General features: G+C 63.1%; 12 protein-coding genes. 9 read left to right on the top strand and 3 right to left on the bottom strand.

Features of this window, described 5'->3' with window-relative positions:
- Positions 1 to 2: 2 nt before the first annotated feature.
- Together CLV45_RS13190 and CLV45_RS13195 are read right to left on the bottom strand one after the other, a co-directional pair.
- Positions 3 to 1,769 carry a pyruvate dehydrogenase complex dihydrolipoamide acetyltransferase gene (locus CLV45_RS13190; protein WP_100336813.1) on the bottom strand — a complete coding sequence of 589 codons (1,767 nt, stop codon included), beginning with the start codon at positions 1,767 to 1,769 and terminating at the stop codon, positions 3 to 5.
- Positions 1,770 to 1,979: 210 nt separating this feature from the next.
- Complete coding sequence (locus CLV45_RS13195) at positions 1,980 to 2,606, bottom strand: histidine phosphatase family protein (protein WP_100336814.1); 627 nt, start codon at positions 2,604 to 2,606, stop codon at positions 1,980 to 1,982.
- A 77-nt stretch (positions 2,607 to 2,683) separates the two neighbouring features.
- Here CLV45_RS13195 and CLV45_RS13200 point away from each other — a divergent pair, with 77 nt between their 5' ends.
- From CLV45_RS13200 to CLV45_RS13230, 8 genes are all read left to right on the top strand, one after another.
- Complete coding sequence (locus tag CLV45_RS13200) at positions 2,684 to 3,127, top strand: hotdog fold thioesterase (RefSeq protein WP_100336815.1); 444 nt, start codon at positions 2,684 to 2,686, stop codon at positions 3,125 to 3,127.
- Complete coding sequence (locus tag CLV45_RS13205; protein ID WP_100336816.1) at positions 3,124 to 4,356, top strand: chorismate-binding protein; 1,233 nt, start codon at positions 3,124 to 3,126, stop codon at positions 4,354 to 4,356. Before CLV45_RS13200 ends, CLV45_RS13205 begins: the two co-directional genes overlap by 4 nt.
- A gap of 109 nt (positions 4,357 to 4,465) precedes the next feature.
- Positions 4,466 to 6,361 carry a 2-succinyl-5-enolpyruvyl-6-hydroxy-3-cyclohexene-1-carboxylic-acid synthase gene (gene menD, locus CLV45_RS13210; protein ID WP_100336817.1) on the top strand — a complete coding sequence of 632 codons (1,896 nt, stop codon included), beginning with the start codon at positions 4,466 to 4,468 and terminating at the stop codon, positions 6,359 to 6,361.
- Positions 6,362 to 6,485: 124 nt separating this feature from the next.
- Positions 6,486 to 7,310 (top strand): 1,4-dihydroxy-2-naphthoyl-CoA synthase, encoded by an 825-nt coding sequence (menB, locus tag CLV45_RS13215; RefSeq protein ID WP_100336818.1) that lies wholly within the window; start codon positions 6,486 to 6,488, stop codon positions 7,308 to 7,310.
- Positions 7,311 to 7,437: 127 nt separating this feature from the next.
- Positions 7,438 to 7,803, top strand: a complete 366-nt coding sequence (locus CLV45_RS13220; protein WP_100336819.1) for a DUF6370 family protein — start codon at positions 7,438 to 7,440, stop codon at positions 7,801 to 7,803.
- A complete protein-coding gene (locus tag CLV45_RS25470) occupies positions 7,804 to 7,938 on the top strand; it encodes a hypothetical protein (RefSeq protein ID WP_262496875.1) in 135 nt (44 codons plus the stop codon). It abuts the gene before it with no gap.
- Between the two features lie 54 nt (positions 7,939 to 7,992).
- Entirely contained in the window at positions 7,993 to 9,054 is a 1,062-nt protein-coding gene (locus tag CLV45_RS13225; protein ID WP_157807471.1) for an SdiA-regulated/phytase-like domain-containing protein, read from the top strand.
- A gap of 145 nt (positions 9,055 to 9,199) precedes the next feature.
- The gene (locus CLV45_RS13230) at positions 9,200 to 11,386 is read left to right on the top strand and encodes an eCIS core domain-containing protein (RefSeq protein ID WP_100336821.1); all 2,187 of its coding nucleotides are present in this window, start codon (positions 9,200 to 9,202) and stop codon (positions 11,384 to 11,386) included.
- A 99-nt stretch (positions 11,387 to 11,485) separates the two neighbouring features.
- Here the strand turns inward: CLV45_RS13230 and CLV45_RS13235 are convergent, their stop codons facing one another.
- A complete protein-coding gene (locus CLV45_RS13235) occupies positions 11,486 to 11,701 on the bottom strand; it encodes a hypothetical protein (RefSeq protein ID WP_100336822.1) in 216 nt (71 codons plus the stop codon).
- Between the two features lie 189 nt (positions 11,702 to 11,890).
- Between CLV45_RS13235 and CLV45_RS13240 the strand changes: the two genes are divergently transcribed.
- Entirely contained in the window at positions 11,891 to 12,607 is a 717-nt protein-coding gene (locus CLV45_RS13240) for a DUF1266 domain-containing protein (RefSeq protein WP_100336823.1), read from the top strand.
- The last annotated feature ends 71 nt before the right edge of the window (positions 12,608 to 12,678 follow it).

Here is a 12,678-nt window from a genome sequence, read left to right on the forward strand (position 1 = left end):
TATCAGATCAGCATTTTCATAGGATCTTCCAACAGAGCCTTCAGCGTCTGCAGGAAAGCCGCGCCCGTCGCGCCGTCCACCACGCGGTGGTCGCACGACAGGGTTACTTTCATCACGTTGCCGATGGCCAGAGCCCCGTCTTTTACCACGGCCGTCTGCTTGATGCCGCCCACGGCCAGGATGCAGGCATCCGGGGGGTTGATGATGGCCGTGAATTCCTCGATGCCGAACATGCCCAGGTTGGAGATGGTGAAGGTGCTGCCCTCCCACTCGGCGGGCTGTAGCTTCTTGCTCTTGGCTTTGCCGGCCAGCTCTTTCACCTCAGTGGCAATAGTAGCCAGGCCTTTGCCGTCGGCGTTGCGCACCACGGGCACCAGCAGGCCTTCGTCCACGGCCACGGCCACGCCAATGTTGACCACCTTGTTCTGGCGGATTTTGTCGCCGAGCCAGGAGGAGTTGACGGCCGGGTGCTGCTTCAGGGCTACGGCGGCAGCTTTGATAACCAGGTCGTTGAAGCTGAGCTTCACCGGCGACAGGGTATTGAGCTGGGTGCGCACCTCCATGGCCCGGTCCATCAGGATTTCCATCGTCAGATAGAAATGCGGGGCCGTAAACAGGCTTTCCGAAAGGCGGCGGGCAATAACCTTGCGCATCTGCGACACGGGCGTGTCGACGTAGGTGCCGTCGGCTGGTTGTTGATTGTTAGTTGTTGGTTGTTGGGCGGCTGGCGCAGTAGCTTGCGGAGCAGCGGCCGCGGGAGCCGGAGCAGCCTGGGGCGCGGCAGCCGGAGCAGCGGCGGGCTGAGCAGCCGGGGCGGTGCCGGGCTGGGCGCTTTCCAGGTCGCGCGACACGATACGGCCGTTTTCGCCCGAGCCTTTGATGGTGTTCAGGTCGATGCCTTTCTCGCGGGCAATGCTCTTGGCCAGCGGGGAGGCAAACAGGCGGCCACCGGTGGTAGTAGCGGCCTGGGGTGCAGCAGCGGCAGCCACCGGCGCCGCCGCCGGGACCGAAGCCACTGGAGCAGCAGCGGGAGCAGCCTCAGCGGCAGCCGGAGCCGGAGCGGCCGCGCCACCCGACTGCCCGCCGAGCAGGCTCTGAATGTCGGCGCCTTCCTCGCCAATGATGGCCAGGATGCCATCCACGGCTACGGCTTCGCCTTCTTTGGGACCAATGTAGAGCAGCGTACCATCGTCGTAGTTTTCCAGCTCCATCGTCGCCTTATCGGTTTCGACTTCGGCCAGCACGTCGCCGGACTTCACTTTGTCGCCAACTTTTTTCTGCCAGGAGGCAATGGTGCCTTCCGTCATCGTGTCGCTCATCTTGGGCATCCGGATGACGGTGGCTTTTTTACCGTTGCCGGCCGGGGCCGAGGCAGCCGGAGCAGCCGCTACCGGGGCCGGCGCGGGTGCCGCAGCGGGCGCAGGAGCCGGAGCCGCCACTGGAGCGGGAGCAGGCTCTGCGGCGGGGGCCGGAGCGGCCGCCGGGGCGCTGCCACCCTGAATCTGGCTCAGCAGGCCGGAAATATCTTCACCTTCCTTGCCGACAATGGCCAACACGCCATCGACGGGCACGGACTCGGTTTCTTTGGGACCAATGTAGAGCAGGGTGCCGTCTTCGTAGTTTTCCAGCTCCATCGTGGCCTTGTCGGTTTCTACTTCGGCCAGGATATCCCCGGATTTGACTTTATCACCCACCTTTTTGAGCCACGCCGCAATGACCCCTTCGGTCATGGTGTCGCTCATTTTGGGCATTTTTATGATTTCGGCCATCTGCGTCTTCGAGTGTGTTGTGTAGGGTCAAAATTAGCCCGAAAATCTTCGGGTGCAAACAATAACGTAGGGTTCGGCTGCTGAGGCCCAACAGCGAATTTTCGCCCTCTTAGCAGCCAACCGCAGTATTGGCATATTGCTATTTGCCGGTCAGGCGGGCCCGTCGCGCTTTAGGAGCTTTTAACCCAACGACTTCCGCCCGGCGGCCTCCTAGCTGAGGCAGTTCTGCAGGTGGGTCACATCCAGAAAGCTGCTCACCGAAAACAGGCTGCCCGTGTAGTGCAGCTTGTAAAGGCACAGGTTGCGGTGCTCGAAGCTGTCCATGGCACTGAGCGGGTAGTGGAGCAGCTGGCAGAGCAGCACCCGCATGGCCCGGCCGTGCATGCACACCAGTACGGTTTCCTCCTCGGGCCGGCTGCGCAGCAGCTCAATAAAGGGCCGCTGCCGGGCCGCTACCTCGTCCGGACTCTCGCCGCCGAGCAGGCGGGCGTGGGTTTCGCCCCGCTTCCACTGCTGCAGCACGCCGTTGTATTCCTCGTCTTCCTCGGGCGTGATGCGCATGCCTTCGCGCACGCCCCAGCTAATCTCGTTCAGGCCCGCGTGTTCTTCGTGGGGCAAACCCAGGTCCAGAAAGCCCTGCACCGACTGGTGAGTACGCTTCAGGGTAGAGGTATACACCTTATCGAAGGGCAGGTGCTGATAGGCTGCGAAGAAGTGGGCCGCCTGCCGGTGGCCGGCCGCGTTCAGGTCCGAATCGACGCCCGAGCCCTGCACGATGCCGGCCACGTTGAAGTCGGTCTGCCCGTGTCGGATGAGGTATATTTTTTTGACGCTCACTTTCCCGCTAGCTTTGTTGTTTGGCCCCGAAAGTACTGCTTTTGGGCCCTGAATCCGTTTAATTCCGCACTTACCGCATGGCACATCCTACCGCCGACCTGGCCCAGCTCAACGCTTGGTGCCGCAATACGCTGGGCGAACACCTTGGTATTGAAATAACTGAAGTCGGCGACCAGCTGCTGGTGGGCCGCATGCCTGTCGACCGCCGCACGCACCAGCCCATGGGCCTGCTGCACGGCGGGGCCTCGGTAGCCCTGGCCGAAACGCTGGGCAGCATTGGGGCCGCCCTGCAGGTGGATGTACGCAAAAAAGCCTGCGTAGGGCTGGAAATCAACGCGAATCATATTAAGGGCGTGCACTCGGGTTGGGTGGTAGGCCGGGCCACGGCTCTGCACGTGGGCCGCAGCACCCAGGTCTGGGAAATCCGCATTACCCACGAGGAAACCGGCGTGCTGGTCTGCATCAGCCGCATCACGATGGCCGTAATTGACTTGCCGGCCAGCGCCGAGCCCAAAGCATGAGTCGGGCGCAGCCGCAGGTGGCAGCCTGGCCGGGCCCGGTGCCCGCCCCGCCGGAGCAGCTGCGGCAGCTGCTCACCTTTGCGTTGCGCCAGCAGTTGCCGGTAGCGGCCTGGCGGCTGCCCGGCACCGAGCACGTGCAGCTGTGTTTGAGCCTCTCGGCCGACGCGGCCCTGACGGGTTTGCCCCCGGCTCTGACGGCCGAGGCCCCGGCGGGCTTCGCCTTCTTCCCCTTCCGCGACTCGGACCACAACCCGGCCCTGTTTCTGCCGGCCCACGTGTACTGGCACGCCGAAGCTCCCGACCAGCTCCACCTCGACCCCGCCGACAGCGGAGCCAGCCAGCTGCTGGCGTTTCTGGCCACCGAGCACACCGACGACCTGACCCCTCTGCCCTGGCACCAGAGCACCCAGCCGGTGCCGCACACGGCCAGCCAGCAGGAATATTACGAGCTGGTCGAAACCGGCGTGGACGCCATTAAAAGCGGGCAGGTGGTGAAAGTGGTGTCGTCGCGGGCGGCACGGCGGCCTCTGCCGGCAGGTTTCGACGCGCTGCGGGCCTTTGGCGAGCTGTGCTCCCGCTACCCGCGGGCCTTTGTATCGGTGGTGAGTGCGCCGGGCGCGGGCACCTGGCTGGGCGCCACCCCGGAAGTGCTGGTGGAAGTAGATGAGCAGGGCGTGTTCCGGACTATGGCCCTGGCCGGCACCCAGGCGTTGGCCCCGGGGGCCCTGCCCCACCATGCCATCTGGCGGCAAAAGGAAATCGAGGAGCAGGCCCTGGTGGCGCGCTACATCGTGAGCTGTTTTAAGCAGCTGCGCCTGCGCGAATACGAGGAAACGGGCCCCCGCACGGTGGTGGCGGGCCAACTGCTGCACCTGCGCACCGACTTTGCCGTGAACCTGCACCAGGTACCCTTCCCCACCCTGGGCACTGACATGCTGCGCCTGCTCCACCCCACCTCGGCCGTGGGCGGCATGCCCAAACAGGCGGCCCTGCACTTTCTGCAGCAGCACGAAGGCTACGACCGGGCCTACTACAGCGGTTTTCTGGGCCCCGTGAACCTACCCCAGGCTGGCGTTTCGCGCTTATTCGTGAACTTGCGCTGCCTGCAACTTCGCCCCCACGAAGCCGTTCTGTACGCGGGCACCGGCCTCACCGTCGACTCCGACCCCGAGCGCGAGTGGCAGGAAACGGAAATGAAACTAAGCACGATTGGCGCCATCTTACGGTGAATGAGTGACGTGGTGAATGAGTGAGTCGTCGTTCCATTGGCGCCAATATGCGCAGAACAACTGCTTCTCCTTACCTATTTCACAACTTCACTCATTCACAACTTCCCCGATGCAGGCTGTTTATAATATTGCGGAAATCTGCGCGCAGATGGGCATTACCGACGTGGTGTTGTCGCCGGGCTCCCGGTGCGCCCCCCTGACGATTTCCTTTGCCCGCCACCCCCGCATCCAGGTGCGCACCGTGCCCGACGAGCGGGCCGCGGCCTTTATCGGGCTGGGCCTGGCCCAGAGTCAGCGGCGGGCCGTGGCCCTGGTGTGCACCTCGGGCACGGCGGGCCTCAACTATGCCCCGGCCGTGGCCGAAGCTTATTTTCAGCAGATTCCGCTGGTGGTATTTACCGCCGACCGGCCCCCGGAGTGGATAGACCAGCTCGACGGCCAGACCATCCGGCAAACCGACCTCTACGGGGCCCACGCCAAGGGCACGTTCACGTTTCCGGCCGACACCTCGCATCCCGACGCCAAATGGCACTCGGCCCGGATTGTATCCGAAGCCATTAACCTGGCCCAGCAGTTTCCGGCCGGGCCCGTGCAGGTAAACGTGCCACTGCGGGAGCCTTTTTACCCCAAAGCCGGCGAGGAGCTGGTTTTTGAAACAGTGCGCGTGATTCAGGAAACGGGCAGCCAGCCTATGCTGTTGGGGCCCGAACTGGTAGCCCTGCGCCACGCCCTGCGCCAAACGCCCCGGGTGCTGGTCGTGGCCGGGCAGCACCACCACACCGACGCCCTGCTGCTGGCCCTGCGTCAATTTACGGCCGCCTACCAGATTCCGGTCGTGGGCGACGTTATTGCCAACCTACACCAGCCCGTGGGGGCCAACTACGACCTGCGCACGGCCCCCCTGAGCAAGCAGGACGTGTTTATGGCCGTGCCCGAGCGGGGTCTGAAGGAAGCTCTGCGGCCCGATCTGCTCATTACTTTCGGCCAGTCCTTAATTTCCAAGGCCCTGAAGCTCTACCTGCGCGACTCCCAGCCCACCCAGCACTGGCACGTGCAGGAAGCCGGTCCCGTGGCCGACACGTTCAAGTCTCTGACCCGCATTATCCGCCTGGAGCCAACCTCGTTTTTTGAGCTGCTGGTAGCCACCGACTATTCCCTGTTTGGTGGTCTGACCTCGGCCGAGGATACGGCCGCGGCGAAAGGAATTGGTACCACGGATAATATAAAAAGCCCTGAGCGTGCTGCTGGTTCGACTCCTAGCGTGCCCCCGCCGCGGCTGACCTGGCCGACCAGCGGCTGGGCCCTGACGGAAAAAGACGCGGCGGCCAAAGCCGCTTACCTGACGCCCTGGTACAAAGCCGAAAGCTGGGCTAAGGAGTTTTTGGCCGAGTTTCTGGCCCGGCCCGACCAGCCCTTCAACGAATTCACGGCCTTTCACCACGCCCTGCGCCACCTCACCGACGGCACGGCTCTGCACCTGGCCAACAGCATGGCCGTACGCTACGCCAACATTCTGGGCTTGCCGGGAAACCGTCGCGTGGAGGTATTCGCCAACCGTGGCACCAGCGGCATCGACGGCTGCACCAGCACGGCGGTGGGCGCGGCCCTGGCCCAGCCCGACCGGCCCGTGGTGCTGCTGACTGGCGACGTGGCCTTTTTCTACGACCGCAACGCCTTCTGGCAGAATTACCCCACCCCCAACCTGCGCGTGATTCTGTTTAACAACCACGCCGGGGGCATTTTCCGCCTTATTGATGGGCCACGGCAGCAGCCCGAGCTGGAGGAATTCTTCGAAACCCACCAGCCCCTGACGGCCGAAAATACCTGCCGCGACTTTGGGCTGCGTTATTTCACGGCCAGCACCTTTGCCGAGCTGAAGTTGGCGCTATCCGCTTTCTTTGCACCCGTAAGCGGCGCGGCGCTGCTGGAAATCACCACCGACAGCGCTACCAACGCCGCTTTCTTCGAAGAATACCGCAAAGCAGTCCGCACTTCCTTCTCTTGAATAGCTCTGCCGGCCGCCGCGAAAACCTCTGCTTCCTCCCCGGGTTAATTTCGTAACAACGACATTTCCCGCCGAGGGCCGCTGAGGTAAACGCTGTGGCCCCCGGAGAAAAATCTGACCAACTATGGCTGAACAAATTACCTGGACCCCGATTAAGGAGTTCCGCGAAATCCTCTTCACCTTCCACGAGGGCATCGCCAAAATCAGCATCAACCGTCCGCAGGTCCATAATGCCTTCACCCCGCTCACGGTGCAGGAAATGATTGAGGCCATGGACATCTGCCGCAACCGCACCGACATCGGCGTGGTCATCCTGACTGGCGAGGGCGGCAAGGCCTTCTGCTCGGGTGGCGACCAGAGCGTGCGGGGCCACGGCGGCTACGTGGGCGAGGACACCGTGCCCCGCCTCAACGTGCTGGACCTGCAGAAGATGATCCGCTCGATTCCCAAGCCCGTCATTGCCATGGTGGCTGGCTGGGCTATTGGCGGCGGCCACGTGCTGCACGTCGTCTGCGACCTGAGCATTGCCGCTGAAAATGCCCGCTTCGGCCAGACCGGCCCCAAAGTCGGCTCCTTTGACGGGGGCTTCGGCGCTTCTTACCTGGCCCGGGTGGTGGGACAGAAGAAAGCCCGCGAAATCTGGTTTCTCTGCGACCAGTACGACGCGCAGGAAGCCCTGGACATGGGCCTGGTAAACAAAGTGGTGCCGCTCGAGCAGCTGGAAGCTACCACGGTGGCCTGGTGCAAGAAGATTCTGGAGAAAAGCCCGCTGGCACTGCGCATGCTCAAGTCCTCGTTCAACGCCGAGCTCGACGGGCAGGCCGGGATTCAGGAGCTGGCCGGCAACGCCACGCTGCTCTACTACCTGTCGGAAGAAGCCAAGGAAGGCAAAAATGCCTTTATCGAGAAGCGCACGCCCGACTTCTCGAAGTACCCCAAGTTTCCGTAACCGACCGTCGCTCGTTCGGCTATTTTAGCAACGGTCAGCTCTTTTCGCAGGAGCTGGCCGTTTTCTTTTCACATGGGGCTGGTCCCTCGCTATATTGCCGCCGCCTCACGTCCTAATTTCCGGCCCCATGAAATCCTTATTTATCCTGCTGCTGCTCAGCTTTTCGGCCGTTTCAATGACTCGCGCCCAGCAGGCCGCTCCGGTAGCCGCCGCGCCCGCCGGGCCGGACGCCAGCAAGGCAGTACGCGTCGTGGACGCCGCGTGCGGACAATGCCGACTGGGGCTGCCGGGCAAAAGCTGTGATTTGGCCATTCGCCTGGACGGCAAAGCTTATTTCGTGGACGGCACGACCATCGACTCGCACGGCGACGCCCACGCCGCGGACGGCTTTTGCCAGGCCATTCGCCAGGCCCGGGTGCAGGGCGAAATCGTCGACAACCGGTTCCGGGCCACTTACTTTCAGTTGCTGCCCGCCGCGCCCAGCGGTAAATAGTTGTCAGACCTCGTTGCCTTACTCGGGCAGCAGTTCGGAACCTACGCCGCCAAAGATGCCCTGGGGCTGGCCGCCATCCACTGTACCAACCACGACCTGACCACGGCTACTACCTGTATTACCACCACGAGGTAGGGCCCGTCGGCTCTATCTTGGCTCCAGTTTTTGGCTCCTTTTCGTTTTTCTCGCGTGGCAAATTCTGCCTTTTCCCGTTTTTGCGGCCTCCCGACTCGCGGCGCCGCCTTAGTGCTGCTGGCCCTGCTGGCAACGAGCGGCCGGGCCCAGCAGCCCGCCCCTCTGCAAGTACAGCGCCTCACCCTGCCCGCCGAGCTAGCCGCGCACAACAACCAGTTTTCGGGGCTTTATATCAGCCACAATCAGCTGTTTCTGCTGTCGGAAAGCCGTTTGCTGGACCAGGACCGGCCCGAGGGCAAAATTTACAGCATTGCGCTGCCCGACCTGGCACGCAAGCTCACCGACACGGCCTACGTGCTGCCCTACCGCAAATACCACCTGGCGGGTTTGGAGCAGCTCCAGGCCCGGATTGCGGCGGCCGGACAAGTGTACGAAGGCCTGGAAGCCCTGGTAATAACCGGCTCGACGGTGTATTTGTCGGTGGAAACGGCCACGGCCTCGTCCACTTGCTACCTGCTGCAAGGCCAGCTGCGCGACTCGGTGATACAGATGAATCCGGCTTTTCTACTTCCCGTGCCCAAGCCTACCGCCGCCGACGGCGCCCACATCTACAATGCCGGCTTTGAGGCGCTGGCGCCGAGCAAACGGGGCCTCACCGCCTTTTTTGAATTCAACTCCTTTCCCGCCGGCAGCTATGCCTACCCCATCCGCACCCCGCGCCAGGGCCCGGCCCGTTTGTTTCTACCCCAGCCGGTGCAGCCCCTACCCTTCCGCATTACGGACGTAACGGCGACGGGCAAAAACCGCTTTACGGCCCTGAATTACTTTTTCCGCGGCGAAGACGACAAGGTGTACCGCCCCGCCGACGCCGACCCGAACAGCGCCTTGGTAAAACCCGCGGGTACTTACCGCAGCTACTCCCGCCTGATTGTGCTGCGGCGCCGGGGCAAATCCTACACCTGGCAGCCCCTGGGCGAGTTTCCGGCCGAGTACATGGGCTACAATTGGGAAGGAATTGCGGCCTATCAGCAGGGCTATTTGGTCATCAACGACACCTACACGCCCCAGAAGCCCTACCGCTCGACGCTGCTCTACGTGCAACCCGGGCGGCCCTGAAACCACTGGCTTGAGTTGCCGCGCTGCCACGCTTTAGCGGCTAGCAATAGTGCCTGAGCCAGCAGTTTTTTCTAGCTTACTCACGAAATATCGGCCAGTCTACGTGGCCCACCTGATTTATCGTAATCTGCTTACTCGTATTCGTATGGCCAGCCGCTCCGCTAAAGTTACCGCCCCCGCGCCCCGCTCCACTGCCGCAACTCCGCTTTCCAATGCTCCTAGTGCCGCACTTACCGCGGCCGACAACCGCCCGGCAGCCGTGGCTCAGCGCCGCCTGCAGACCTTGGCCGATAACAGCCCACGGGTGCAGCAGGCCGCCCAGCTCCAGGCGCACGCCGACACGGGAGCAGCACCGGTGCCGCAGAAGGCCAACCGCACGGGCCTGCCCGACGAGCTCAAGGCGGGGGTGGAAAGCCTGTCGGGTCACTCCCTGGACGAGGTGCGGGTGCATTATAATTCCAGCCAGCCCGCCCAGCTGCAGGCCCACGCCTACGCCCAGGGCACCGACATTCACCTCGCCCCCGGCCAGGAGCAGCACCTGCCCCACGAAGCCTGGCACGTGGTCCAGCAACAGCAGGGCCGCGTGCAGCCCACCAGGCAGCTCCCAAACGAAGTGGCAGTGAACGATGATGCTGGGCTGGAGAGAGAAGCCGACGTGATGGGCGCTCGGGCACTCGGGCCAACCGCTGCTGCCACCCGGACCGGACCGGTCCAGCGCCAGATCTTGCCCCGCCAACTAATGCGGGCCGCACCAGAGGCGACTGCGGCTTCGGCTGTTTTGGCCAAGGAACCCGGCTGGACGCTTGAAGCCGTAGGGAGTGCCCGCCCGGCTCCGGCCGCCGCTTCTGGCTTACCGGTGCAGTGTGTGGGCGGCAAAAAATTTGGCTTGCAAGTGACCGGCGCTACAGATAATGTCACCGTTGCAGAAGGATTAGTGCGGTTAAAGCAAGTTCAAGCCGATTACAAACGGGAAATCAAAGAGGCAAAGCAAGCGGCGGCGCTCACCTTCAGCGGGGGCGACCAGGCCGACGTAACCCGGCAAACTGAATACAGCACGGCGCTAGCCGCCGCCGAAATGACCCCGGAAGGCCTGATCGACAAGCTGGCCGGGGGCCTGACAGTAGATAATGATATCATTTCCTACCAGGGGCAGGAAGTGGCCCGTATCCGGCGCGGGGCGGCGGCTTATCACGTCAGCACTCCGGCGGCCGGCGGCGTGGCGGCCGTCTACAAGCGCCACACCCTCAACGGCCCCAGTGCAAACGAATTTGTGGATGTCGGCGGGGAAAAGCTGCGGCGCTATGCCTGGCGCGGCATCACGCCCCCCGAACGGGCCGCTTTCCGCGCCAATACTCCCTTACGCCCTATGAACTCGGGCCGGGAAACGCAGGGGCAGATAGGATATAATTTCGACGACAGAACCGGCAGGCCCATAGAGCGCACCCGTAGCGGCACGAGCGTTACAGATCTGGAGTGGCTCAATAGCCATGCGGGTACTGCCCTGGGCGCCGTGCCAATGGATCAGCGGCTGCTGGCGTTTATGCAAACCCGCAAGGGTGTGGGCAAGCTTCTTTCCGCCACCTCAACTCCTAAGCCGATTACCTCCAACCACGGGGCCAGCTTCGCGGGCTACGGCCGCATTAAGGTTGATTTGGCGCGGGTACCCACGATCAACATTACCCACCATTACAAACAACCCGCCTTTACGGCCGGGGCGTTGAGTACAACAGTTGGGCGGCCCGGTAATATTCACCACCGTCTCGACTGGGAAACCAACCGGGCTAATGAAACGGTGCTACGTAACCGGGAGCTGCTACTGAGTGAAATTCCCAGCGCCGCCGTAGCCGAGCTTCAGGATACGCCGGAGCGCCAGGCCTATGAGCAGGAATTCAGCCGGCTTTACACGTCTAAATTCAAGGAGCTTTACCGGCAGGTAGTCCAGAATTCGGAGCTGGATTTCGGGGCCATTGTCGCACCGGACCCGGCCGTCATTCCATACCGGGAAGACCATTACAGCATAGTGCAGGCCCGGACCGATATTGATGTACCGACCATTACCGAGGAAGCCCGCGTGGCGGCGCAGCCCTTACTCGAGTATGGCGAAGCATACAATACCAGCTACGCCGATGGTTGGACTGCCGGTTATGAGGATGCCGCTTGGGAATCTACTTACGTCGCAACGCATGCGGCTGACGTCACGGCCATCAACGTTCCCGAAGCCCCTGACCCGGGCTCAATCCCCACCGGGGCGGGCCGGCGGGCCGGCCAAAATGATGGCCGGGCGGCGGGTAATACCGCAGGAAAACTTGAGGGAACTAACTACAGTGGCTAGGATGCCGAACAGGCAGCCGCGCATGGCCACCAAGACTGGCTTACCGGTCGGCCAGCCGCTGAAATAAAGGGGCAGGGGCCATTTTCGGAGCGCCCCAGGCTAGAATATCGAGGCGTACGCCGCACACCCTTCGCACCAGCCGAAGAAGTTACGCAGCCGCTCGTGCTTCGCCTGCTTCTTGAGGCGCTTGCGGGCTTTGCGGGCGGCCTCGGCGGCGCGGTCCGAGAGGGGCGCGGTGTGGTTGCGCAGGGTGAGGTAGCGGCGGAACACGAAGGTCCGGACCAAGGCAAACGAGCGGGAGGTGGTGGGCTGCATGGCGTTTGACGAGTTGGTGAAGCTTACCTAAGATACGATTTTATCCGCGGTAATGTCAAGCCCAAGCGGGCGGGGCAGCGCGGCCGTCCTGGCTTGCTGCGGCGGGCAAGTGCGGGAGTTTTGGCTATTTAGCGGCCGTAATTCTTGTGTCCGCTCATTTTTATTCGTCTGATTAGCCCCTCCTACTGTATGCGCGAATGGCTCCGCTCCGTGTCCAACTTTTTGAGTAACAAGAAAATTATTGCCATTGAAGTCAGAAAACAGAACCTGCGGCAGTATGGGGCCCGGGACCTGGACGGCTTCGACCTGACCCAGCCCGCGCGCCAGCCCACGCCCACCGAAATCCGGGGGTTGGCCACCGGCGCCATTCTGTTTTTCTACGGCGACAACCCCATCAAGCTTCTGCCCCAGCTCAAGCCCGCTGAGCGGGAGGAGCGCAAGGCCGCCACGGCCCAGTGGTGGGGCATTTACGGCACCGAGGATGCGCTGGAAGTGCTGCAGAACCTGCGCCGGGAAGGCCACCGCCACAAATTTCAGCAGCAGCTCAAGCACGAGTCGCTGCAGTGGTACAACCGGTTTGCGGCCCACCCCTTCCTGAAGTCGCGCACGGTGACCAACGTGGGGGCCTGGGACTACGCCCGGCTGGTGAACGTGGCCCGCTGGTGCTACGACTACGGCTACCTGAGCTGGGAGCAGGCCTGGCCGTTCATCGACGCGGGCACCCGCCTGGCCTTGCGCGACTACGACTCCTGGGACAGTTTTGCCGCCGGCTTCGTGGCGGGCCGCCTGCTGTGGGACGTGCACAACGACAGCCACGCCGACATTGCCGAAGTAGCCCGCTACTTGCTGGAGTCGCCCGTGAGCCTGTGGCGCGACATTCCCTGGCAGCCCTACCCGGTAGCATAAGCGCCCACCCCCGGTTTACCTTGCGGCTCCCCGCCCGGCCGCGGCAAGGGCGGCACCTTTCCCTCAGTTCT

Origin of the sequence: Hymenobacter chitinivorans DSM 11115 (genome assembly GCF_002797555.1) — a bacterium.
GTDB classification, from domain to species: domain Bacteria; phylum Bacteroidota; class Bacteroidia; order Cytophagales; family Hymenobacteraceae; genus Hymenobacter; species Hymenobacter chitinivorans.

Excerpts from the sequence above, each read along its gene's own strand:
- menD (WP_100336817.1), top strand. The coding sequence starts at position 4,466 with ATGCAGGCTGTTTATAATATTGCGGAAATCTGCGCGCAGATGGGCATT.
- CLV45_RS13190 (WP_100336813.1), bottom strand. The coding sequence starts at position 1,769 with ATGGCCGAAATCATAAAAATGCCCAAAATGAGCGACACCATGACCGAA.
- CLV45_RS13235 (WP_100336822.1), bottom strand. The coding sequence starts at position 11,701 with ATGCAGCCCACCACCTCCCGCTCGTTTGCCTTGGTCCGGACCTTCGTG.
- CLV45_RS13220 (WP_100336819.1), top strand. The coding sequence starts at position 7,438 with ATGAAATCCTTATTTATCCTGCTGCTGCTCAGCTTTTCGGCCGTTTCA.
- CLV45_RS13230 (WP_100336821.1), top strand. The coding sequence starts at position 9,200 with ATGGCCAGCCGCTCCGCTAAAGTTACCGCCCCCGCGCCCCGCTCCACT.
- CLV45_RS13240 (WP_100336823.1), top strand. The coding sequence starts at position 11,891 with ATGCGCGAATGGCTCCGCTCCGTGTCCAACTTTTTGAGTAACAAGAAA.
- CLV45_RS13200 (WP_100336815.1), top strand. The coding sequence starts at position 2,684 with ATGGCACATCCTACCGCCGACCTGGCCCAGCTCAACGCTTGGTGCCGC.
- menB (WP_100336818.1), top strand. The coding sequence starts at position 6,486 with ATGGCTGAACAAATTACCTGGACCCCGATTAAGGAGTTCCGCGAAATC.
- CLV45_RS13205 (WP_100336816.1), top strand. The coding sequence starts at position 3,124 with ATGAGTCGGGCGCAGCCGCAGGTGGCAGCCTGGCCGGGCCCGGTGCCC.